The organism is Mesorhizobium sp. WSM4848 (assembly GCF_055811375.1).
The window spans coordinates 1-22,596 of sequence record NZ_JBVVPX010000017.1 but is presented as its reverse complement, the minus strand read 5'-3'; the positions used below and the strand labels follow the sequence as shown (position 1 = coordinate 22,596).

Annotated in this window: 13 protein-coding genes and 1 pseudogene; 5 read left to right on the top strand and 9 right to left on the bottom strand. The window is 62.3% G+C overall.

All coding sequences use genetic code 11. The features are described 5' to 3' along the window. Positions 1–34: 34 nt before the first annotated feature. Positions 35–967 (top strand): LysR family transcriptional regulator, encoded by a 933-nt coding sequence (locus AC0L16_RS16990; RefSeq protein WP_473622080.1) that lies wholly within the window; start codon positions 35–37, stop codon positions 965–967. A gap of 219 nt (positions 968–1,186) precedes the next feature. Here the strand turns inward: AC0L16_RS16990 and AC0L16_RS16985 are convergent, their stop codons facing one another. Together AC0L16_RS16985 and AC0L16_RS16980 are read right to left on the bottom strand one after the other, a co-directional pair. Beyond that, the gene (locus AC0L16_RS16985) at positions 1,187–2,002 is read right to left on the bottom strand and encodes an oxidoreductase (RefSeq protein WP_473622079.1); all 816 of its coding nucleotides are present in this window, start codon (positions 2,000–2,002) and stop codon (positions 1,187–1,189) included. Positions 2,003–2,244: 242 nt separating this feature from the next. Next, positions 2,245–2,661 (bottom strand): RidA family protein, encoded by a 417-nt coding sequence (locus AC0L16_RS16980; protein ID WP_473622077.1) that lies wholly within the window; start codon positions 2,659–2,661, stop codon positions 2,245–2,247. A 141-nt stretch (positions 2,662–2,802) separates the two neighbouring features. Here AC0L16_RS16980 and AC0L16_RS16975 point away from each other — a divergent pair, with 141 nt between their 5' ends. Further along, positions 2,803–3,708, top strand: a complete 906-nt coding sequence (locus AC0L16_RS16975) for a LysR family transcriptional regulator (protein WP_473622076.1) — start codon at positions 2,803–2,805, stop codon at positions 3,706–3,708. Positions 3,709–3,771: 63 nt separating this feature from the next. On the opposite strand, the gene AC0L16_RS16970 is transcribed toward AC0L16_RS16975, so the two are convergent. Further along, positions 3,772–8,874, bottom strand: a complete 5,103-nt coding sequence (locus AC0L16_RS16970; RefSeq protein ID WP_473622075.1) for a RecQ family ATP-dependent DNA helicase — start codon at positions 8,872–8,874, stop codon at positions 3,772–3,774. 763 nt (positions 8,875–9,637) lie between these two features. On the opposite strand from AC0L16_RS16970, the pseudogene AC0L16_RS16965 reads away from it, so the two are divergent. After that, positions 9,638–9,956, top strand: a pseudogene (locus tag AC0L16_RS16965) (alpha/beta fold hydrolase); the annotation flags it as partial. Between the two features lie 15 nt (positions 9,957–9,971). Here the strand turns inward: AC0L16_RS16965 and AC0L16_RS16960 are convergent. From AC0L16_RS16960 to AC0L16_RS16950, 3 genes are read right to left on the bottom strand one after another with little or no spacing between them, the layout of a single operon-like run. Next, positions 9,972–11,216, bottom strand: coding sequence for an adenylate/guanylate cyclase domain-containing protein (locus tag AC0L16_RS16960; RefSeq protein WP_473622073.1), 1,245 nt, complete (start codon positions 11,214–11,216; stop codon positions 9,972–9,974). After that, a complete protein-coding gene (locus tag AC0L16_RS16955; protein ID WP_473622072.1) occupies positions 11,213–11,602 on the bottom strand; it encodes a response regulator in 390 nt (129 codons plus the stop codon). The genes AC0L16_RS16960 and AC0L16_RS16955 overlap by 4 nt, the downstream gene beginning before the upstream one ends. After that, on the bottom strand, positions 11,599–16,779 hold the full coding sequence (locus AC0L16_RS16950; RefSeq protein WP_473622071.1) for a GAF domain-containing protein: 5,181 nt from the start codon (positions 16,777–16,779) through the stop codon (positions 11,599–11,601). The genes AC0L16_RS16955 and AC0L16_RS16950 overlap by 4 nt, the downstream gene beginning before the upstream one ends. 275 nt (positions 16,780–17,054) lie before the next feature. Between AC0L16_RS16950 and AC0L16_RS16945 the strand changes: the two genes are divergently transcribed. Next, complete coding sequence (locus tag AC0L16_RS16945; protein WP_473622069.1) at positions 17,055–17,282, top strand: hypothetical protein; 228 nt, start codon at positions 17,055–17,057, stop codon at positions 17,280–17,282. Further along, on the top strand, positions 17,248–18,063 hold the full coding sequence (locus tag AC0L16_RS16940) for a class I SAM-dependent methyltransferase (RefSeq protein WP_123150947.1): 816 nt from the start codon (positions 17,248–17,250) through the stop codon (positions 18,061–18,063). Before AC0L16_RS16945 ends, AC0L16_RS16940 begins: the two co-directional genes overlap by 35 nt. A gap of 149 nt (positions 18,064–18,212) precedes the next feature. On the opposite strand, the gene AC0L16_RS16935 is transcribed toward AC0L16_RS16940, so the two are convergent. The 3 genes from AC0L16_RS16935 to AC0L16_RS16925 form a co-directional block, all read right to left on the bottom strand. Then, on the bottom strand, positions 18,213–19,436 hold the full coding sequence (locus AC0L16_RS16935) for a flavin-containing monooxygenase (RefSeq protein ID WP_473622068.1): 1,224 nt from the start codon (positions 19,434–19,436) through the stop codon (positions 18,213–18,215). 454 nt (positions 19,437–19,890) lie between these two features. After that, complete coding sequence (locus AC0L16_RS16930) at positions 19,891–20,331, bottom strand: hypothetical protein (RefSeq protein ID WP_473622067.1); 441 nt, start codon at positions 20,329–20,331, stop codon at positions 19,891–19,893. 499 nt (positions 20,332–20,830) lie between these two features. Beyond that, positions 20,831–22,417 carry an adenylate/guanylate cyclase domain-containing protein gene (locus tag AC0L16_RS16925; RefSeq protein WP_473622201.1) on the bottom strand — a complete coding sequence of 529 codons (1,587 nt, stop codon included), beginning with the start codon at positions 22,415–22,417 and terminating at the stop codon, positions 20,831–20,833. Positions 22,418–22,596 lie beyond the last annotated feature (179 nt).

The window sequence follows — 22,596 nt, the reverse complement described above, 5'->3', positions numbered from 1 at the left end:
TTCATGCGTCCAATGCATGGTGTATATAGTCGCCATGCGCGAAGTGGATTTACGCCGGATCGACCTGAACCTGCTGGTGGCGCTCGAAGCGCTGCTGGACGAGAAGAACGTCACCCGTGCCGCAAGCCGGCTTGGCATGAGCCAGCCCGCCGCGAGCCGGGCGCTCGGCCGATTGCGCGCGCTGTTTTCAGACGCGCTGCTGGTCGATGGTCCGGGCGGCTACGTCCTCAGCGCCCGTGCCGAAGAGGTGCGCCCCGTGCTGCGCGGCATCTTGGCGGGTGTGAGGGAGATGGTGGCGGCGAACGCGTTCGCTCCCGCCACGGCCACCGGCCGGATCCGGCTGCTGATGCCCGATCTCCAGGCCGCTGTGCTCGCGCCGCATCTGCTTGCCCGCCTTGGACGCGAGGCGCCGTCCCTCGATCTCGATATTGTCGCGCCGGGCACGGACGCGGTCGAAGCGCTGGAGCAGGGTATCGCCGATGCGATGGTGGCGCTGGTCGACGAAGCCCCGGCCGGCATCCGTCGGCGCGGTCTTTATGACGAGAAGCTCGTGACGCTGATGCGTGCGGAGCACCCAGCGCTCGCCCGAAAGCTGACGCTCGACGCTTTTCTGGAGCTTGAGCATATCGTGGTGAGCGTCACCGGCGTCGGGCCTGCGCCTGTCGACGAGGTGCTTGCCCGCATCGGGCGAACGCGGCGGGTGAAGCTGCGCGTGCAAAACTTCTTCGCGGCGGTCGAGATCGCCGCTCGCTCCGACCTCGTCATGACCCTGCCGTCGAGCCTGGCGCGAGCGGCCGCCAACATGAAGCGCTTCGTATCGTTGCCGCCGCCCCTCGATCTTGGCAGCTTCACGATGAGCCTCGTCTGGCACGCGCGCCAGCAGGACGCGCCCAGGCACAGATGGCTAAGGCGCGCCATTGTCGCGGCGGCGGCGGATATGTCATCGGCGATTGACGTTGGAAACTGAGGCCGCAAAGCGGCTCTCTGGAGCACAACGCCATGACGGCCATTGGAGGGTCAGCAATCACATCAACGGCAGGAAGATGTCAGTGATGGGCTCGTGCTCGGGAACCATCGGAAATCTGCCAGCTTGCCAGCCAGCTCGCTCGGCTGTTCTTGCTGAACACCCCCGTCCACATCGATGCGGAGCCGTTGGCGGTGAAGCACCGCTACTCCGGCCGGTGGTTCAGACCGGCAGGCGGAACTGTTTGCGCAAGCTCTTGTCGAACATCTCTGCGGGGGCGAAGCGGCGCAGAATGCTGACCTGGCGCGCTGCCTTGCCGGCGGTATAGCGACGCCGCGGGCGGACATCGGTCGCCGCCTTGACCACCACATCCGCCACCACTTCCGGCGGATCGGCTTTAGGCATCACATCGCCCAGCAGCGCCTTGAACCCGGCGCGCGCCCGATCGTATTCTTTCAACACCGAATCCGGCTCAATCCCGTTCTGGTCGAAAACGGTACGCACGAATGCCGGCTCGATGACCGAGACGCGAATATCGAAAGCACGAACCTCGTGATCAAGCGATTCCGAATAGCCCTCAAGCGCGTGCTTGACCGCAGAGTAATGAGCTGAGTATGGCGCCGGCACCAATCCCAGAATCGAGCCGATATTGATGATGCGCCCTGCGCCGCGCCGCCGCATCGACGGCAACACCGCATTGATCATGCGGATGACGCCGAACAGATTGACGTCGAACAGCGCCTGCACCTGTGCGACCGAGGATTCCTCGGCACCGCCAAGCAAACCGACGCCGGCATTGTTGACTAGGAGGTCGATCCGCCCGGTCTGCGCCAGCACGGTCGAAACGAGGGCGCCGACAGAAGCGCCATCGGTCACGTCGCAAACCAGCATGGTCACCCCGTCGGGGCCGTTGCCGACAGGGCGGCGACTTGTCCCGAAGACGGTGAATCCTGCCCGCGCCAGCGCCTCGGCGCTGGCGTGGCCGATGCCCGAGGACGCTCCGGTCACAACAGCGGTTTTTTCGGAATTCGCATTCATTTCGTGCTCCAAATCGTGAGGGCCAGACTTCTTCTCGCCGGTTGAATTATGATCATAATATCATATTATGCTCATAATGCAATAGCATAAGGGAATGGCAGTCATGCGCAACGAAAAGGGCCGAAAGAACGCGTCGCGTGTCCCGGTCATGGAAGTTGCTGACCCATCTGCGTCAGGACGAAGTGGCGTCCTGACGTGTAGGTTGGGAACAATCGCCACTACAGAATTTGCAGGGCGAGTGATCAGCCCGCCGGCTGGCCGCTGGTCGTCGAAGGGATGCGGGCGACGACCTTGATCTCGAAATCGAAGCCGGCAAGCCAGTTGACGCCCACTGCCGTCCAGTTCGGATAGGGCTGTCCACCGATCTCTTCCGCCCGGACGGCCAGCACCGTTTCGATCTGTTGGTCCGAGTTGGTGTGGAAGGTGGTGACGTCGACAACGTCGTCGAAGCTGCACCCGGCGGCGGCCAGGACCGCGCGCAGATTGGCAAAGGCCCGCCGAACCTGATCCTCGAATGCGGGCTCGGGCGAGCCGTCCTCACGGCTGCCGACCTGACCCGAGACGAAGAGAAGATCGCCGGAGCGAATGGCCGCGGAATATCGATGAATATCGTACAACGCGTGGCGTTTGGCCGGATAGATGGCGTCACGTGCAGGCATTTCGTGTTCCTTTCTGTCTTGATAACGGGAGCGGACCGGCAGCCGCCGGAGCCGCCGAGTTGATACAGGCAGGAGATAAGGCAATCGCATTGCGCGCATTAGCCATTGAAATCGGCATGATATGATGCAAAATCCCCATCAATGCCCCGCCCGTCGCTCAACGATCTCACCGCCTTCGTCGCCGTTGCCACGCACCGCAGCTTCCGCCGCGCAGCCGACGAGATCGGCACGGCCCCTTCCACATTGAGCCACGCGATGCGTGCGCTCGAGGAGCGCATGGGCGTGCGCCTGCTCAACCGCACCACACGCAGCGTCTCGCCGACGGAAGCCGGGTTCCGGTTGCTCGGCCGCCTTCAGCCGGCGCTCGCCTCGCTGGACGAGGCGCTCGACAGCGTCGCCGGGTTCCGGGGCAATGTCGCGGGCACGGTCCGCATCAACGCACCGCGACTGGTGGCCGGGCTTCTCGTTCGCGGGGTTCTTCCGCGGATGGCGGAGAGCCATCCGGACGTGACCGTGGACATCGTCGTCGAGGGGCGGCTCATCGACGTCGTATCCAGCGGGTTCGATGCCGGCGTGCGCCTCCTTGGATCGGTCCCCAAGGACATGATCGCCGTGCCGCTTGCACGCCGGTTGAGGTTCATCTGTGTCGCATCGCCCGCCTACCTCGATCGTTTTGGCGACCCGGGAACCCCCGAGGAATTGCAACGCCACCATTGCATCGGCCACCGTATGCCGAGCGGCAAGCTTTACCGATGGGAGTTCGAACGCGCCGGCCAGGAACTCGTGATCGAGGCAAACGGCCCCATCGTTCTCGACGACGAGGAGCTGATGGTCGAAGCCGCAATTGAGGATCTGGGCGTCGCCTACGTGGCCGATTGGGCCGCCGAGGCGGCCTTGTCCGACGGCCGGCTGCGCAAGGTCCTGACCGCGTGGATGCCCGCTCCGGAAAAAGTTGCGGTTTACTATCCCGGACATCGAGCCGTACCGCCCGCACTGCGCGCCTTTCTCGATGTCGTCAAAGAGCTGCCTTGCGGGAGGTCCTCATGAGAAGTCTTCGATCGACGTTGAGACGGATTCAAATCATGGCCCACCGTCCCTGCGGGCAAACCGTCAGCCGAATACAAGCTCCGGCAGAACCGCTTCCCAGACATCTCGGTGAAGGTGCACCCGGAACTCTTCCTCATTATCGGACTTGCGCCAGCGCACGATGGCGCCGACCTCGCCGCGCAGGAAGCTGAGGCCTTCGGACGGCGACCAGCTTCTGGCCATGCGTCCGAGGGCCTGCCCTTGTTTGTCCTGTATCATCCAGAGCAGGCCATCGCGCACGATCTGGACGGGATCTCCTACCTTCGCCGCCGAGATGGCGGCGAGCGAGGGATGGCCCGGCCTGAGACGCCCTGCCCATGACAGGTCCACTGTCCTAAGGTTCGGCACCTGGTACAGCGCGGTCGCAAGAGCGACGCCGTCGGCGACAGCCGGCGCGGCTCGGCGCAGCACATGCTCTTCGTCCTGCTGGACGAACGGATGCTGACCTTGAGCAATGATCGCGAGGCTGCGTCGCGCCCGGGTCATGGCGACATAGAACAGGCGGCGCGGCGCATCAGGGTCCTCGCCTTTGGAAGGCTTGTCCCAACCGCCATTCAGGATGACGACATCCTCGAATTCCAGGCCTTTCGATCGATGCGCCGTCAGCAGCAGCAGCGCACGCTGATCGCTGCGGGCATCATAGGCCCACTCAGCGAACCACTCGACAAGGTCCGGCACGGGCATGGTCTTGTTCGCAAGCTCCTTTGCAAGCGCGGCGATGCCTTCGGCGATCAGGTCCGTCCAGCGGTTGGACGGTATCGCGTTCAGCATATCCACCAGATCACGGACGGCCAGCAGACGGGTATTGTCGCGGCGCAGTGTGTCGATGAACTGCTGCATCTCGCGCAGGCGCCAGATGCTAGGCAGGCTCTCGTTTGCCATCTCCACTGGGATGCCAAGCGTTTCGGCATAAGCCCGCACCGAAGCCAGCCGCCGCCAGTCGCGCGCGATGATCGCGGCGCGCGACCAGCTCCACTCCGGATCAAGGCGCGAAAGCCGGACGAGTTCATCCACCGCGGCCATGGCCTGCGCCACGTCACCGGCCCGGCAGTCCAGCACATGCACTCGCCCTTGCGCAACCGGATCGAGCGCCGCCATGTCTCCGCCGGGCGGCGCTACGCTGCGCTTGCGATCTATGACAATGTCGTGTCCCGCTTTCATGCGGTCAGCGGCGGGCGCAATGACTGTGTTGGCCGCCGCAATGATATGTCCCGTCGAACGGTAATTCTCGACCAGAAATTGCGGTCGTGCACGATAGTCGGCCTCGAACTGCCGGATGAAGCGGATGGACGCACCGGCGAAGGCGTAGATGTTCTGATCGTCATCGCCCACCGCAAAAAGGCTGAGCCGAAGCTCCGGATCGTCCAGGGAGCGGCCCGCAACGGCCGAGATCAGCGCGTATTCCTCAGGGCCGATGTCCTGATACTCGTCCACCAGAATCCAGCGATAACCCTGGATCAGGGTATCGCGTTGTGCCTCCGCCTCGGGCTTGCTGAGCCCTTCGCCGTTCAACTGACGCACGGCCTCCATGACGATCCCGTCGAAGTCGTGCGTCGTCTCGTTCGCACTTCCGGCAAAGCTCGCCCCCACCAGCCGCATGGCGAGGGCGTGGCATGTGGATATGGTCACCGCATTCGCGTCATCGCCGATCAGGTGGCGGAGCCGAATGCGTATCTCGGCGGCGGCATGACGGTTGTAAGTCAGCACGAGGATGCCGCGCGGATCCTCGCGACGGACCCGGATGAGATAGGCGATGCGGTGCACCAGAACGCGCGTCTTGCCCGAACCCGGTCCTGCCAGGACCAGGACGCTGGTCTTTTCGCGGTCATCGGCGACGATCTCTTGCTGAACTGGGTTCTTCAGTGCCTCAACGATCGCTTTCCAGGAGGTGCCGGTGGTTTGACGCCGGATCTCGCCGCCCTTGCCGGGCATCCAGCGGCGCAGGAAGGCGTCGCGCTCGAGCACGAAGTAGTCCTCGGACAGCCGCAGCGCCTGATCCATCGCGGCAAGGCCCTTTTCGGCATAGGCCGCCATCACATGGGTCTGGATCGTCTGCTCGGCGTAGTGTTCCTCGAGGGCTACAAAATCCTTCGCGGTGAACTGGCCGCCCGAAGGGTTCAGATGGACCGTCATCGCCGGCCGAAAGATCGTCAGCCCCTTGCCTAGCGTCACCACCTCCTGCTCGTGCAGCCACAGAAGTGCGCGGTCCATCAGCTTGGTCATGTCCTGAATGCCGCCGCCGCGCAGCAGGGCGTCTCCGGTCAGGGTGGCGAGCAGATCGCCCATCGTGGTTTGGACCTGGATGTCCTTGCCGCGGCTGCCAATCGGCAGCTCGCCCAAAAGATGCCCCAGCAACAGTTCGGCGCCCTGCTGCCGCAGGCTTGCCGTCTGTTCCAGTGCCTGCCAGGTCCGTTGCAGTGTCACCATCAATGTGTTGCGCGAAGCCTTGCGCAGCCGCAGATTGCCCTTGCCACCATCCTGATCGCGCCCGTCACGGCCCATGCTGCGCAGCAGCTTTTCCACGATGTCTGGTCGCACTGCGCTGTGCCCCTGATTGCGGAGCGCCTGACAGGTTTCGGCCAGATGCAGGGGAATGCCTCCGGCACCCTCTGCATCGGGGGCGGCCTCGCGCATCAGGGTGATCAGCGCGGTTTCAAGCCGTGCGGCGTGTCCCAGCCGCTGCTGCGAATGCCCCTCGACGGCGACGTGGACAAAGACTGTGACCGTCACGTCATTGCGGGCCACCCCGAGCGCCTCGAGATCGGCCATTGCCTTGATCAGCATGCCGCCTGTCAATCCGCTGATCCCGGCCAGCTCATCGGTGGAAATCCCCTGATCGGGGGGCGCGTTCATCAGGTGGCGGGTGATATCCAGAAGCTGCTTGCGACGGGTGCCGGTGATCACGGCCTTGGCCAGGATCGCCTCGACTTCTTCCAGATTGCGGATTCTAAGGGATGAGGGAAAGACCTGCACTCGGTTTTCGTCGCGGCTCAGGAGCGTGGCCTCTTCCAGCCAGGACACAGCGGTTTTCACTCTCGTGTCGTTGGTGGCGCTGTCGCGCTCGAACTCCTGATCGCGTTCGGCTCGCACGACTTCGCCTGGGGTGGCGACCACGGTGCCGGTCTTCTTCGTCCGGTCGTCCAGCCGCCGCAGAGCCTTAAGGATGGCACCGATTTCGTGCCGGGCCAGGCGCGAGCGCGCCGAAAGCGAGAACTGGCGCTCGACATCCTCGCCGGCGAACAGCAGGACGCAATTGGCATGCGCGCGATCGCGGCCCGCTCGGCCGGCTTCCTGCAGGTAATTCTCCAATGATCCGGGAATATCGGCATGCACCACCAGCCGGATATCGGGCTTGTCGATCCCCATGCCGAAAGCGTTGGTCGCGGCGATGATGCGCAGTTCGCCGATACGGAAGCGTTCCTGAATGTCGCGCTTTTCCTCGGGCGTCAGACCGGCGTGAAACCGTCCCGCCGACAGACCCTGCTGTTTGAGGAAATCGGCGACGCGTTGCGTCTCGCTGCGGGTGGCACAGTAGACCACCGCGCCCGAAGCGCCGTCCTGTGGCAGCTTGGCCTCGATGACGTCGAGGATATCGGCCAGCTTGGTGCCGGGCTGCGTCGGCCGGACCTCGAAGCTGAGATTGGTGCGCACCGCGCCGCCGTCCAGCAGCATCAGTTCGCGCTCCAGACGTGATTGGAAATGGTCGCGGATGTCGCGCACCACTTCGGGCTTGGCGGTGGCGGTCAGACAAAGCACCGGGGCAGCAGCTTCATCCCCTGCGGATTCCTTGATGAAGCGGCTGATATAGCGGTAGTCGGGCCGAAAATCGTGGCCCCATTTCGACACGCAATGCGCCTCGTCCAGCACCCAGAGTCCGATTTCACGTTGTGCCAGAACCGAGCGGACCGAGTTGCTGCGCAATTGCTCGGGCGAGATCAGCAGCATTGCCGCCTCGCCCATACGCACTCGGTCCAGCGCATCCTGCCGCTCGGGCATCGACAGCATTCCGTTGACGGTGACGGCCGAGGAAATGCCCGCCCGCGCCATGCCCTGCACCTGATCGGCCATCAGCGCGACCAGCGGCGAGATCACCACTGTCAGCGCCCCAGTCTTGTCGAACTTCGACAGGGCGGGGATCTGGTAGCAGATCGATTTGCCGGTGCCGGTCGGCAGGATCCCGAGGACGCTCGCCCCGCGCATCGCCTCATCGACGATTCGCTCCTGCAGGGGGCGGCCCATATCGTCCACGGGCTGCGCGCGGAAGGCATTGAACCCGAACCAGCGCGACAGCGCGCGGACCGGGTCGTTTTTCTCGCCGCACCAGGCGCAATCCGGGCTTTCGCAATTGGTATCGCGCAGGTGCCGCACGATCAGTGCAGCCTCGCGGAATTGCGCCCGCACCCAGGGCGGCATGACGGAATCCCCGCCCGCGACCAGGATCCAGGACAAGGCATAGGCCATGGGCCATCCGAGCTGCGGGTTCGAAAGGCGGCTCAGCGTCTGCTCGACCCGCCTCCCGCAGGCACGCCCCGCCAGCAGCCGGGAAATCGCTTCTCTCGCCGCAAGAGGACCCGGCGCAGGAGCTCCCCGAACCTCCTGGAACACTGCGTCGAACCCACCTGGGTTTTCCATTCTCGTCGTAAGGAAATGAAAGGCTGCTACGGCATCGGGCTGGTCGGCATTCTGCTGCGTCAAAGCCGCCAGTTGATTGCGCAGCACCTGAAACACCAGTCGCGCATCCATTTCCGGATCGTTGACGTGGCCCGCTTGCAGGCGCCCGTCATGGTAGTGCTTGACTAGGTGGTGGTAGGGATTGCGCGGAAATGCGAGCGGATTGAGCCATAGGGTGTCGATCGGCGATCGAAAAATATTCGCCAGACCAGGCCGCAATGCGACCAGATGAGGCAAGTCATGTCGAATGATGTTGTGGCCGAGCAGATGCTCGGCCGCAGCTGACTCTGCTTCCAGACGGTCAAGGGCCGCTTCGAGATCGCGTTTCTTTGCGAGGATTGAGGGACGAGCGTCATCACGCACCGCCGCAAAAGCGAAAATGGTAGCGGTTGCGGGATCCACTTCCAGATCGACCGAAACGCAACGCTCCAAAAAGGGTTGGAAAGGCTCAGTCATAAGCAACGCTGTACTCACGGGATGAAACGGTCGGCGATCATGGTCGCGCTCGACGAAAGGTCAACGTTCAACTTGAGCCACAAAGACGTTGCCCGACAGCCACCTATCCAGTTCAGTTCAATAACGCGACTCCTAACTGCGCAGGTTATCGACTAATCCTGATTGTGCCTCACAGAGTGTAATGTGCGCAGCGGCAGCCATCCGAGACGCAATATCGGCCAAATGCCGCAAGCTAGGGCTATAGCACACGGTGCTTTGATGCCTGGAGGTGCCGCGGATTTTCGTACGCCTGCCGACAGCCGGCTGCGCAAGGTCCTGACCGCGTGGATGCCCGCTCCGGAAGAAGTTGCGGTTTACTATCCCGGACATCGAGCCGTACCGCCCGGATTGCGGGCGTGCGCCAACGAACCTCAGTGCGGACGAATCCTACAGTGGGCCGATGACCAGTTTCGATCGGTCAGGCTGAAGCAGGCGATGACGCAAGTGGGGCCGAAGGCTGCCAGTCGGCTTTGCGCAGCCAAGGTGGAATAGCAGATATTCGCCTGGATGAGGCGGCCGCCCGGATCTCACCCAAGTCGGGCGAGCTGGAAGAAAAAGCCCCGAGAAACGATAGAGAGAGGGCGGCGGCACTCGTTCAACGAGCGCTGCTAATTCGGAATGGGCAGCGATTGACGCTTCGCCTCATCCGAGCCGGCTTTGCGAAGTCCTTCGATATAAATTGCCCGGTCCCCGGACGGACGAGCGGATGGTGCTTCTCAACCCAATCGGGCTCGCTCGCGAAGGTGTCGCTGTCCTACGCTTCGACTTCACGGGCATGGGATCGAGCGAGAGCGAATTCGCCCCGACGAATTTCTCCTCGAATGTCGCCGGCCTCCTTTCGGCCGTCTACTATCTGAGCGATCATTACCGCACACGGTCCTTGCTGATCGGCTATTCGATCGGAGGTGCGGCAGTCCGCGATGGCCAAGGATGTTCCCGAGGTGCGCGCCATCGCCACGATCGGGGCGCCAGCCGATGCCGTTCATGTATTGAAGAATTTCGGAACGAGCCTCAAGGAGATCGAAGGAGCGGAAGCGGACATTTGAACGTAGGCTCGATCAATCCATGTTGATCCGCGGACCTGTCGCCCCGTTCAGCAATCGCTTCAAGTGGAAGCTCGCAAGCTGGTCCTCTGCGCGCCTGCCTACCTCAGCAGCGAATGAGGTGACCGCACTAGGGTCGCCGGCTTCCAGCTTGGCGAAGGCCGCGAGGTAATCCTTCGTCGCGAGGTCATCGCATTGTTCAGGCCGCAGTGGCTCGAAAGCGCGCAGCGACTCCGTTCGTCCTCTCAACACGAGGTCACCCACCGGCCGCCCTCGAAAATTCGCAACTTGCCTGGCGACGCTCTCGCTCACGCAAATACGGGTGCCTAGTTGCTTGTTGGCGGCTTCCAGCCGCGCCGCGATGTTGATGGTGTCGCCATAGGCGGAGTAGTCGAAGAAGCGGGCGCCGCCGAAATTGCCGACGATCGCCGGCCCGGCGTGGACGCCGATGCGGGTGGGGCCGAGCGCCACGCCCCTGGCGCGCCAGCCGGCGCGGAAGTCTTCCGAAAAGTCGTCGAGGTCAAGCGCGCAGGCGACGGCGCGGGCGGCATGGTCGGGCTGCTCGCCCGGCGCGCCGAAGAGCACATGCAGTGCGTCCCCGACGATCTTGGCCACCGTGCCCTCGTGGTGGAAAACGATGTCGGTCATGCCGGCGAGGTACGCGTTGAGGAGTTCGCCCAGTACCGCCGGGTCGAGCGTCTCCGCCATCGCAGTGAAGCCGGCGATGTCGGTGAACAGCGACGCCACCTCGCGTCGCTGCCCGGCAAGCTCGCCAGCGTCGCCGGCGAGCCGCTCAGCTAGGTTGGGCGAGAAGTAGCGCGACAGCGAGGCGTGCGCGCGCTCGGCCGCCACCTGCTTGCCCCGCGCCTCGCGCAGAAGGGCAAGGTGCCTTAGCGTCTTGGAGATAGTCGTCTCCAGGTCGGCGAAATCGATCGGCTTCATCAGGAAATCGAAGGCGCCGCGGTTCATTGCCGTGCGGAGGTTGGCCATGTCGCCGTAGGCCGACACGATGATGGTCGACAGCCGCTCCTCGGCGTCCTGGAGCTTCGCAAGCAGCGACAGCCCGTCCATGCGCGGCATGTTGATGTCGGTAACGACCATTTCGATGTCAGGATTGGCGGCGATCACTTCGAGCGCCTCGACGCCGTCGCGGGCGAAGATAAAGCTAACGGCGCCGTCGCGGATCTGGCGGCGGAACTTCTGCAGGACCAGCGGCTCCAGATCCGGCTCGTCATCCACGACAAGGATTAGCGCTGTCACGCCGCGAGCCCGACGCGAGCGTCGATCTCGCCGCGCAGTGCGACGAAATCGAGCGGCTTCGTTAATAGCGCCTCGGCGCCGTTTTCCAGCGCCTTCCTCTTGGTCTCTGCGTCGCCATAGGCGGTGATCATGATCACGGGCACATCGGGACGCAACGCCTTTGCTTTCGGCAGAAGCTCCAGGCCGCTCATGCTCGGCATGTTGATGTCCGACAGGATGAGGATCAGCGAGGCGCTTTCCGCCGCCTCGATAAGCGCCAGCGCCTGCGGCGCCGAAAGCGCGAACGCCATCTCGAAGCGCCCGGTTCTAAGATCTCGCCGGAACTGCTGCCGGAACAGCAGCTCTACGTCGGGCTCGTCGTCGACGACCAGGATCAGCAGGCTCAAGCGTTGCCTCCGGTTTTGGCGAGCGTCGCCGCACCTCGCGGTAAAACGATGCGGAACTCGGTGAAGGTGTCCGGCTCGGTCTCCACCTCTATCGTGCCGGCGTGCTGTTTCACGATGATGTCGTAGCTCAAGGACAGGCCAAGCCCCGTGCCCTCGCCCGCCGGCTTGGTGGTGAAGAACGGGTTGAACATTTTTTCCTTCACGTCCGGCGGGATGCCGGTGCCGTTGTCGCGGATCCTGATCTCGACCGCATCGCCCAGGCTTTTCGTCGATGCCTCCAACACCGGCTCGTAGCCGGTTTCGCCTTCGGCCGCCCGCCGTTTCGTCGTCGCGTAAAAGCCGTTGGAGATCAGGTTCAACAGCACGCGGGTGATCTCCTGCGGAAAAAGATCGACCTCGCCGGCGCCTGGATCAAAATTCCTTTCCAACATGATGTTGAAGCCTTTCCCCTCGGCGCGGGCGCCATGATAGGCGAGGTTCAAGCTTTCCTCCACGACCGCATTGATGTCGACCGGACGGTGCTCGCCCGAGCCCGAGCGCGAGTGGAGCAGCATGTTCCTAACGATCGAGTCGGCGCGCTTGCCGTGCTGCACCACCTTGTCGAGATTGCCCTTCAGCATATCCGACAAGTCGTCGATCTCCGCGCGGGTCTTGTCGTCAAGCGCCGCGCCTTGCAGCGCTTCGCGCAGCTCCACGATCAGGTCGCCGGACAGCGAGGAAAAATTGTTGACGAAGTTGAGCGGGTTCTTGATCTCGTGAGCTATTCCCGCGGTCAGCTGGCCGAGCGAGGCGAGCTTTTCGGTCTGCACGAGCCGATCCTGGGCCTTGCGCAGGTCGTCCAGCGAGCGCGACAATTCCTCAGTGCGCGCCTGCACCTGATCGAACAGCCTGACGTTCTCGATCGCGATCACGGCTTGGTCGGCGAACGTCTGCACAAGTTCGCCTTGGCGCGAAGTGAATGAATTCGGCTCCATCTTCCCGAGGAAGAACACGCCCTCGACCTTGCCTTCTCTGAGCATCGGAACACCCATCAGCGCCCTTGTGTCGGTGATTGCCCGGAATTCCTGCAGATTGAAATCCGGATCCTCCTCCACGTCGGGTATGTACTCGATACTACCCGAGAGTGCTACGCGTCCCGAAAGCCACCGGCGGTCGATTGCGATCGGATGATCCATCGTCCAATCGGTTTTTCTTTCGGAGATAGTGGCGCGGCCACGCAGCATGTTGCCGTAACGAAGGAAGATTCCGCCATAGCTTGCTCCGCACAGCTTGGCGGCCGATTCGACCAGAGCGTTCAACACGGTGGGCAGGTCGAAAGCCGCGCGGCTGATCACCTTCAGCACATCCGCCGTCGCCGTCTGCTGCCTCAGCGCCTCGCTGACATCTGCGGTACGTGCCTGCACCTCGTCGAACAGGCGCACGTTCTGGATGGCGATCACCGCCTGGTCGGCGAAGGTTTTGACCAGTTCGATTTCCCTCTCGTTAAAGGGCCGCACCTCGGTGCGGATCATGGCAAAGGTGCCAAGGAGTTCGCCTTCACGAAGCAGCGGCACTGCAAGGACGGTACGCATGCCGCCGACCGCGGCAATCGCCGAATGTGTATATTCGGGATCCACGGTGACATCTTCGACCTGGATGACGCGCAGTTCTTCGGCAGCGCGCCCAACAGCCGATCCGCGGCCGGGTTCCGTCTGGTGCGTTTCGCCATACTCCCTGAAGCCCGGGGGAAATCCGGTGATGGCCGCATATTCGAACCTGCCATCGATAATTCGTTCGAGGCAACCCTTGTCCGCGCGACACAGCCGGACTGCCGATTCCACGAGAGTGTCCAGCACCGTCTGCAGGTCGAAGGCGGATGCGCTGATGACTTTCAGCACATCTGCGGTCGCCGTCTGCTGCTGCAGCGCCTCGCCGAGTTCGGCCGTGCGCGCCTGCACCTCGTCGAACAGGCGGACATTCTCGATGGCGATGACCGCTTGGTCGGCGAAGGTCTTCAGAAGTTCGACTGGCTTGGCGGCAAGAAGGCCCGTCTCGGCGCGCCCGACTGCTATGCAACCGATGGGCAGGCCGTCACGCAGCATCGGCACGGCGACAGCGCTGCGCAGGCCCGACAAAGCCGCCGCGGCGCGACGCGTGAATTCACTATCCACGGTGAGGTCCGGGATCTGCGCCACCTCAAGATAGAGAATCGCCCGTTCGGCGGCACTGCCGCGAGTAGGTGCCACGGGAAAGGTGTTGCGTATGATCTCAACGCTTTCTTCGGTGATGCCGTGATGCGCGACGAAATGCAGAAGCTGGCCATCATACCTGTAGACAAGGCAGAACTGCGCTTCGCACAGACGGGCGGCACTTTGCGCGATCATGTTGAACACCGGCTGCACATCAGTGGGCGAGCGGCTTATGACGCCAAGCACATCGCTGGTCGCCGTCTGGTACTCTAGCGCCTCGGTGGCCTCCCGCGTCCGCTGCTGCACTTCCTCGAACAGGCGGACGTTCTCGATCGCGATGACGGCCTGGTCGGCGAAAGTCTGGACGAGTTCGATCTGGCGCTCGGAAAACGGGCCTGGCTTTGCACGCGCCATCGAGAAGACACCAATCGGGATCCCTTCGCGCAACAACGGCACCGATAACCCAGCTGCGAACTTTCCTATTTTTGGCACATCTGGAGTACCATACTCCAAGTCCAGGGTCACGTCGGGGACATGAACGACCGCCCTTTCCAATGCGGCGCGACCAACCCAGGAATCACGGCCAACCCGATTGGGATGGGCTTCCTCATGGGCTCTCAACTCAGGCGAGTCCCCATGCGAAGCGGATATGTGGTAAACGTCGTCGTCGAGCATATATATGCCACCCAATTCGGCCCCGCATAACTTCACGGCGGATTCTATCAGCGTCTGAAGCACCGCCTTGAGATCGAATGTCGAGGCACTGATAACCTTGAGCACGTCCGCCGTCGCGGTCTGCTGTTCCAACGCTTCGGTGAGTTCTGCCGTGCGTGCCTGAACCTGCTTGAACAGCCGGGCGTTCTCGATCGCGATCACCGCCTGGCTGGCGAAGCTGGTGACCAGCGCGATCTGCTTGTCGGTGAAGGGCCGCACCTCCTGGCGGTGCAGCGTGATCGCGCCGATCACGACATCGTCCTTGACCAGCGGAACGGAGAGCATGGTGCGCGCCTTGAACAGCGCGACCACGCGCGTTCTCAGCGGATCACCTTCGGCAAAGGCCGGATCGTTCGTGACGTCGTCGATATGGGCGTAGCGCCTGGTCGCGAGCGCCTGGCCCAGCGCGGTGTTCGGGCCGGGCTGCATCAGGCTCCCGCCCTTCTTGAATTCTTCCCACTCCTCGGTCGCGCCGTAGGCGGCGACATAGCGGAAGCCATCGCCCTCCCGGAGCGCAAGATTGCCGAAGCTGGCGTCGCAGATACGAGCGGCATTTTCCAGGATTACCTCGAAAACCGGCTCAAGCTCGACGATCGACCGGCTGATGACGTCGAGCACCTCCGAGGTCGCGGTCTGCTGCCGCAAGGCCTCGCTGAGCTCGGCCGTGCGCGCCTGTACTTCCTCGAACAGCCGCACATTCGAGATGGCGATGACGGCCTGGTCGGCGAACGTCTTGAGCAGCGCGATCTGCTTGTCGCTGAAGGGCCGCATCTCGATGCGCCGGATCATCAGCGCTCCGACCGCCTCCCCGTCACGCAGCAGTGGGCTCGCAAGGATGGTGCGGAAGCCGAGCCGGTGGGCCATTGCCCTGCCCGTTGCAAAGTCTACACCCGCCTCGGTCAGGTCATGAACATGGACCGGTGCCCGGTCGAGCACCGCGCGACCGGTGACGACGTCGCGGGCGACAGGCAGCCCGGCGTCGTCGACCGGGATCGGCCCATGATGCGCCCCGACCGCCAAACGATCGCCCTGCCGCAGATAGATCGTCGCGTCATGGGCATCGCAGAGACGCGCCGCGCTTTCCGCGACGGCGTCCAGAACCGGTTGGATGTCAGTCGGGGACGCCGCGATGACGCGCAGGATGGAGCCGGTCGCGGTCTCCCGCTCCAACGATTCGGTCACCTCGCGGTTGCGCGCCTGGACCTCGTCAAACAGGCGCACGTTTTCGATCGCGATGACCGCCTGGTCGGCGAAACTCTCCACAAGTTCGATCTGGCGTTGTGAGAACGGCCCCACGGTTCGCCTCGCCATGCCGAAGACACCGATCACCTCTTGGCCTCGCTTGAGGGGGACCGAAAGGGCCGCGCGGAAATCGCCCATGGTCGCCGCTTCCGGCCTTTTGTATTCCGTATCTTTGGACACGTCGGGCACATGAACGGTTGCCCCTTCGAGGGCGGCTCGACCTTGAAATGTCCCACGCCCGATCGGGTGTGGATGGCTCTTCTCATAAGCGCGAAGTTCATCGGTCCAACCGGTCCCGGTCATGACCCGTAGCCAATCGCCATCGCGCAGTGAGATCGCGCCCATATCACCGCCGGCTAGGCGGATCGCCGAATCAAGTAGCGTCTGCAGTACGGGTTCAAGGTCGAAGGCCGACCGGCTGATTACCTTGAGCACGTCCGCCGTCGCGGTCTGCTGAGCCAGCGCTTCGCTGAGTTCGGCCGTCCGCGCCTGCACTTCTTCGAACAGCCGCACGTTCGAGATGGCGATCACGGCCTGGTCGGCGAAGGTCTTCAGAAGCTCGATCTGCCTGTCGCTGAACGGTCTCACCTCTCTTCGCCGCAGGCTAATGGCACCGATCGCTCTTCCATCGCCCACGAGGGGTGTCGCCAGAATAGTGCGAAAGCCGTACTGAATGGCCATTTCCCGGCCTGCCGCGAATTCGGCCCCGGCTTCGGATAGGTCTTCGACCTGCACGGTCCTCGCATCGATCACCGACCGCGCCATTACCCGGTCGCGCTCCAGCGGCCACGGCGCCTCGTCGACCGCAATCGGGCCCGAATGCGCACCGAGATGGAGCATATTGTCCTTCTTGAGCCGGATGATCACGTCGTAGGCGTCGCAAAGACGGGCGGCGCTCGCCGCCACGGCGTCGAGAACCGGCTTGATATCGGTCGGCGACGAGGCGATGACGCGAAGCAGCTCGCCGGTCGCCGTCTCGCGTTCGAGCGCTTCGTTGAGCTCCCGCGTGACAAGCCCAATCCTAGCTTCGAGTTCGCCGTGTGATTCCCGCATTTGCAGGTTCTAGCCCTCGGTCGCAGCGCTGCCCACTAAGTCGAGATGCGAACCATAGGCAGAATAAAGCCAAAAATACTAGGTCACCGACGGTCGATCGATGCGTCCCCCGTTCGCAGCGAGGAAGATCGGTAGCCCGACTCTCGACGTGTTTTTCCACCAGTAGAGCGCTTCGCCAGAAATCAGAATCGTTAGGTAGCACTTCCTGCCAAGGGCCTGCGCGGGCTTGATCGCGACCTTCCTGCATCTACGGTGCAATGTCAGGTGCAACGGCGATGTCCAGGGTGGTCGCCGGCAAGGTCTGCTATCGGGCCGCAGCAAAGAATCACCTCAACGGCCGATATGCGGCGCAAAGCGGCATTGATGTGCCGGGCGCGGGGGTCGGCACGGTTCAATTCACAGCCGCTGATCTTGACGCCGTCCGACCTTATGCGAAGCTGATATGGTCATTCGATCTGGGGGCAGTGAATGTCGTCATCGCATTATACGCATGGATCAAGTGAAGCTGAGCAGCAACGGCTGACGGCTTTAAACAAGCGTCTTAATCAACGATGTCTCGACGCTGCACAGCTGGTTGTCGGCGAGCGGGTCGTCGATTTCGGTGCTGGGTTAGGGCAGTTTTCGAGAATGATGGCGCGGGCCACCGGTGTTCCGGTCTTGGCTTTGGAGCGAAGCCCGGAGCAGATAGCGGAGGCGCTACGACAGGCCGACGCCGATGGGGATTTGGCATTTCTGGAGATGAGGCAGGGTGACGTGCTTGCTCCACTTCTTACCGACAACGAGCTTGGACAGTTCGACGTTGCTCATGCGCGGTTCGTTCTCGAGCACCTACCTGACCCGTTGCTGCTTGTTCGCAACATGGCCGGCGCAGTGCGACCGGGCGGACGGGTGATATTGTCAGATGACGACTATGATGGGCTGCGGCTCTGGCCCGAGCCACCGGGATTTGCCTCACTATGGCATGCCTATCAGCGAACCTACGACCGACACGGCAATGATCCAATCATCGGACGCCGCCTTGTTCAATTGTTGCATCAGGCCGACTTGCGTCCACGACGTATCACATTTGTCTTTTTTGGCGGATGCGCCGGCGAGCCTGACTTTGAGGCAGTGGTCCGGAACATTGCGAGCATCATCGATGAAGCGATGGACGATATCGTCGCTATCGGATTGCCTCGCCAATCCGTCACTGCGACGCTCGACGCCCTGATTGATTGGAGCAAGGAGCCGGACTCGGCCGTCTGGTTTGGAATGTCTTGGGCTGAAGCCGTTCGACCGGTCTAGTCGATGGGCTCTTGTGGTTCGTTTTGCCGTAACCAAGAGGTAGATTTCTGAACAGCGCGTCCGCTTTCGGTTGCCTCTGCCCTCGGGCGGAACGACTGAGATGGCGGCGCATTGCAGCCATCTCATCGCGGGAGACCAGGTCGGCCATTCTATTTCGTACGGTCTTGATTGGACAATTCGGCGATGTGGTCAGCTAGATAGGAAGCATCTCTTCCCATGAAGGCAAGAATGGCCGAACGGAACGTGTGCATCCAGTGAAGACCGAGAAAGTAGACGCCTCTGCAGGCGGTCACGCCGCGCCTTTGAAGAGGAGCCCCATTGGCATCGATAACCGGGAGGTGCACCCACTCAAAACCGAAGCGATGTCCACTCGCCCAGATTATGGTGCGTACATTCTCCCTGTGCAGATTTAGCGTTCGAATGCCATCAAGATAGAGAGGCGGCAATTGAGGAAGAACGTCTTTCGGCTCTAGAACTGAGTGCATATCCGGTGTCGCGGCCAAGGCGTCCGCGGCCTCAATGAAGCTTGCATGCCCACGGTCAGCTGCTGCGAGGATCTTCGCCGCATCGTCGGCAAACCCGAGCGCGCCGTCAACGGCGCCTTGCAGGCGCCCCAGGAGTACTACGCCTGCGTTGCCAAGATGACGGGGAGCGAGCTCGTATCCGCCGTCTATTCCGGTCATGATTGTCGTCGGTGGGAAACGTCGGTCTGGAAAAGTTTCGATCTCGACATCGAAGCGGCCGAGTTCCTCGTACCACCAGATGACATCCTGCCCGCGATAACGCCGGGGCACTCGGACATGGCGGCTGATCGCCAGGAACACTTGGCGGCCGCCGCGCAGCAATTCGTCGGCAATCTGGGTGCCCGAATTTCCGCTACCGACGACCAGGACCGCGCCCTTCGGAAGCTCTTCCGGGCTGCGGTAGTGAGCGGCATCAATTTGATAGATCGACGCGGGAATCGTGCGGCTGAAATCAGGGATCAGAGCGTGCTGAAAAGGACCGGTGGCGATCACCACGTGTCGTGCTTCGATCGTTCCATCGGAGGTCTCGACAGAATAGCTGTCGTCGTCGCTTTGCCGAAGCCGGGTGACCTCGACGCCGGTTCGGACCGGTGCGCCGATCTCCTGAGCGTAATCGAGCACGAAGCGCAAAACGTCCGCCTTATGCGAAAATCCTTTCGGGTCCGATCCGCTATAGGCTTTGCCTGGCAGCTCAAGCCACCTGTTCGGGAGTTGGAAGCGCAACGAATTCCATCGCTCGCTTCGCCAGCGTTCGGCCATCCGTCGCCGTTCAAGGACAATATGCTCGCGGCCGCGCTGACTCAAATGGTAGCTCATGGCGAGGCCGGCTTGGCCGCCACCGATGATCACCGTGTCGTGCCTCTCCCTCACGGAGCCGACCCTCGCGCGAAGTCTCATCCTAGGCACCACTGTAAGGGCTGTCAAAGCGTCGACAAACCAGACCGCAATCGTCGGCGTCGCTAAGGTTCTGCGTGGCTCGAGAGCGGCGGCGAGCCCTGTATGGAAATGTCTGCTTTCTAGTTCATGACAACGGTAGTCTCTACGGCCGAGATGAGGCGCAAAGCTGCCTGTGGCCTGTGTATTAGCGATGTCCGCTTTTGGCGAATGGACGGGACAGTAGGAATGACTGCCATCAGGCGCATTGCCGCCGACAGCCTTGGGGCTGGTGGACTTTCGTACGCCTGCCGGAGCCCGAAACTCTTCACGACAGTGGAACGGCCGCTTCCTAGATGGCGCTGAAAGCCGACCTTTGTATTCAGCATAGTGGGCCGACTGCAAAGGGACGACGAACGGAGCGACGGCCCTACTTCACCGTGATGGCAATACCGCTGAGATCGGCGTTGACTTGCAGGCCTACCTGCTTGCCTGAGAGTTCGAGTTGGGCGCCCTTGTCATTGGTCATGACGATCACCTGGGCCCCTTTGCCGAGCGCGCCGCCACCGCCTGCCGCACCGTAGACCCCCGTCACATCTTGGACGCGGCGAATGTTGCGCACGGTACCATGGAAATAGGTCTTAGAAGCCCCGAAGGCGAGGCCGCCCGAGATACCGCCGACAGAGATGGGATAGCGGCGACCATGGAAGGTCAGCGTGCCCTCGCCTCCAGAGCCACCCACAAAGAAGGCAGCCTTGTAGACTGAGAAGCGGATCGTACCGCTGTCGGCATGCGCGGAGCCGGCAAAGCTGATTCCTGCTACAGCGATAACCGCAGCCGCGACTGAACGAAATCTGAACGAAATCTTCATGATGCGAGTCTCCTCAAGATCGAGGCTTACCCAGCCAGGAGGGCACGTCAGCGTCATGCCAAAGTCACAGCTGAACAGTCTCGCCCGTCATTAGTTCCAAGCACGCGGCCTGAATCCGGCTGCGAGAAGGCCGCCACGAAACGGGGCGGGTGGCAACATAGTCTCGGTGGCAGGGCCGGGGGCAGCCAACGCTCGGCTGACTCAGGATTGCCTGCACGAAATCTAGAGCCACGAAAGCGAGGGGATGCGCAAAGCTGTACACATTTAACAACCCACAACCTTTGACCGCGTTGCTGAGATGTGCTCGGAGGCTCGTCGCGACGCCACGTACAGCTCGGTCAAAGGAGATGTCTGCTTCCGGGCAACGTCAAGATCGACTTCTACGGCCGACATTGCGCGAAGCGGCCATCCATGGCTCCGCTACGAGAGTCTGCTTCGGGTCGAGGGTGCGTTTCCGAAACGGCTCTGTAGCGGCAGAACCGGACGTTCAAAGACCCTGCTAAAAAGTAGCGGGCTTGTTTCGGGCGGTTAAGGCCAGGAGCGCCTCCGAAAGACGTTTCTTTGCCCGTTCGACCCCGTTCTCGTCGATCGCTTCGACATCGAGGAACAGGTCGAGGCCAGTCGCGTGCTCGCTGATGACCTGAGGGCGCTGTGCCAGTTCACCAAGGAGGCCCTCGACTTCATAGGGGACAACCTCCCGACTGATCCCCTTCATGGCGATCGGCGCCAACGGACGCGCTCGGACAAGGTCGCGCACGAGCGCATAGGTCTCATAGCTAAGACAGATGCCGCCAGGTTCGGCAATCGCTTGCAGGCGGGCCGCTAGGTTCGCTTCGGCCCCGATGATCGTGTAGTCCATCCGATCATCGGAGCCGAAGTTGCCGACATTGCAATAGCCCGTGTTGATGCCCATGCGAGCTCGGAACGGCTGCTCAATTCCTCGATCACGCCACAACCTGTTCAGCTGCTCTAGCCGGCGCTGCATGTCGACAGCCATGCGCAAGCAGGCCCTCGCGTCCTCCTCGACACCCTTTGTCTCGGGGTCTCCGAAGAACACAAGAAGTGCGTCGCCGATGAACTTGTCGACCGTAGCCTCGTGCTTGAGCGCGATCATTGACATCTCGGTGAAGTACTCGTTGAGGAGTGCCGTGAGGTCCTCAGGCTGGAGCCGTTCCGCGATCGCAGTGAAATCTTTGATATCTGAGAAAAAGATTGTGAGCTTCTTGCGCTCGGTCGCGATAGTCACGTCCTTTTGGCCGCTGAAGATGCTTTTATAAATTTGAGGCGAGAGATATTTGGCGATCTTCAATGAAATTGCGGCCAGAAAGTCGTTTGCCTCGGCGAGTTCCGTGTTCATGCCGTGAACCAAGGCGGACTGCCGACGCTGCAGGAAAATGAACGTCAGACCCGCCGCAGCTGCGAAGCCGAAATACAGAAGCAGATACTTGAAAGAGAGGACGTTCGCCCCGATCGGCTGGGCGACCGATATCTCCTGGATACCTCGGACATCCCCCACCTTCCAGTCTGTCTTGGGGCTGTCCGGGTGCGAGTTATGGCAGTTGACGCAGACCTGTCCCATTACTACGGGAGCCGCCGCGCGAACGTGTCGGTCAAGCAGCGAACCCGAGGCTTCGATGATGGGCTCACTTGGATTGGCGCGAAAGGCAGAGATTGCATTGCGCTCGAATGTGTCTAGCTGGTGGGGCTCGCGGCCTTTGAAAGGTAGGTCCGAGACGAAGCGATATTTGACGGACCCGTCGTGAGCGCTGATGCGCTTGCCGAGTTCGATTGAGAGGGTTGCTGGGATAGGGATCGCACCTGGCACGTCCCTGTAATTGTGCGTCGCGGTCACGGCGCGGTCTGCTTTCAGGACCCGTCCCACGACGTCGCTGCCGTAGAATCCGCGCATGTCGTCGATGATCCGGCTGATTTCGCTGGCTTGCGTGCGCAGCATGCGTTCCGACAGATCTCGGAGGTCGAGCCAGGCTGCGACGGGCAGACCTATAAGGCCGACGACCACTGCCGCAACCAGGAGCGGTCCCATGGTGCGTTGCTCACGCGCAATCTGTTCACCCAATCCCGCCATTGTCCAGGTTACCGCCCACCCGTAATCCAATACCTGAACCATACCTTCATTCGCGGCTCGCTACCAGCGCCAGTGGCTCGGTGAGAACACGATGGGGCCGCAGAACGAACCCGCTGCGCGGGAGGGCGCCTGCGGTTGAGGTAGAGATCAGGAACCGGTCGTCGCGCCTGCATTGAGCG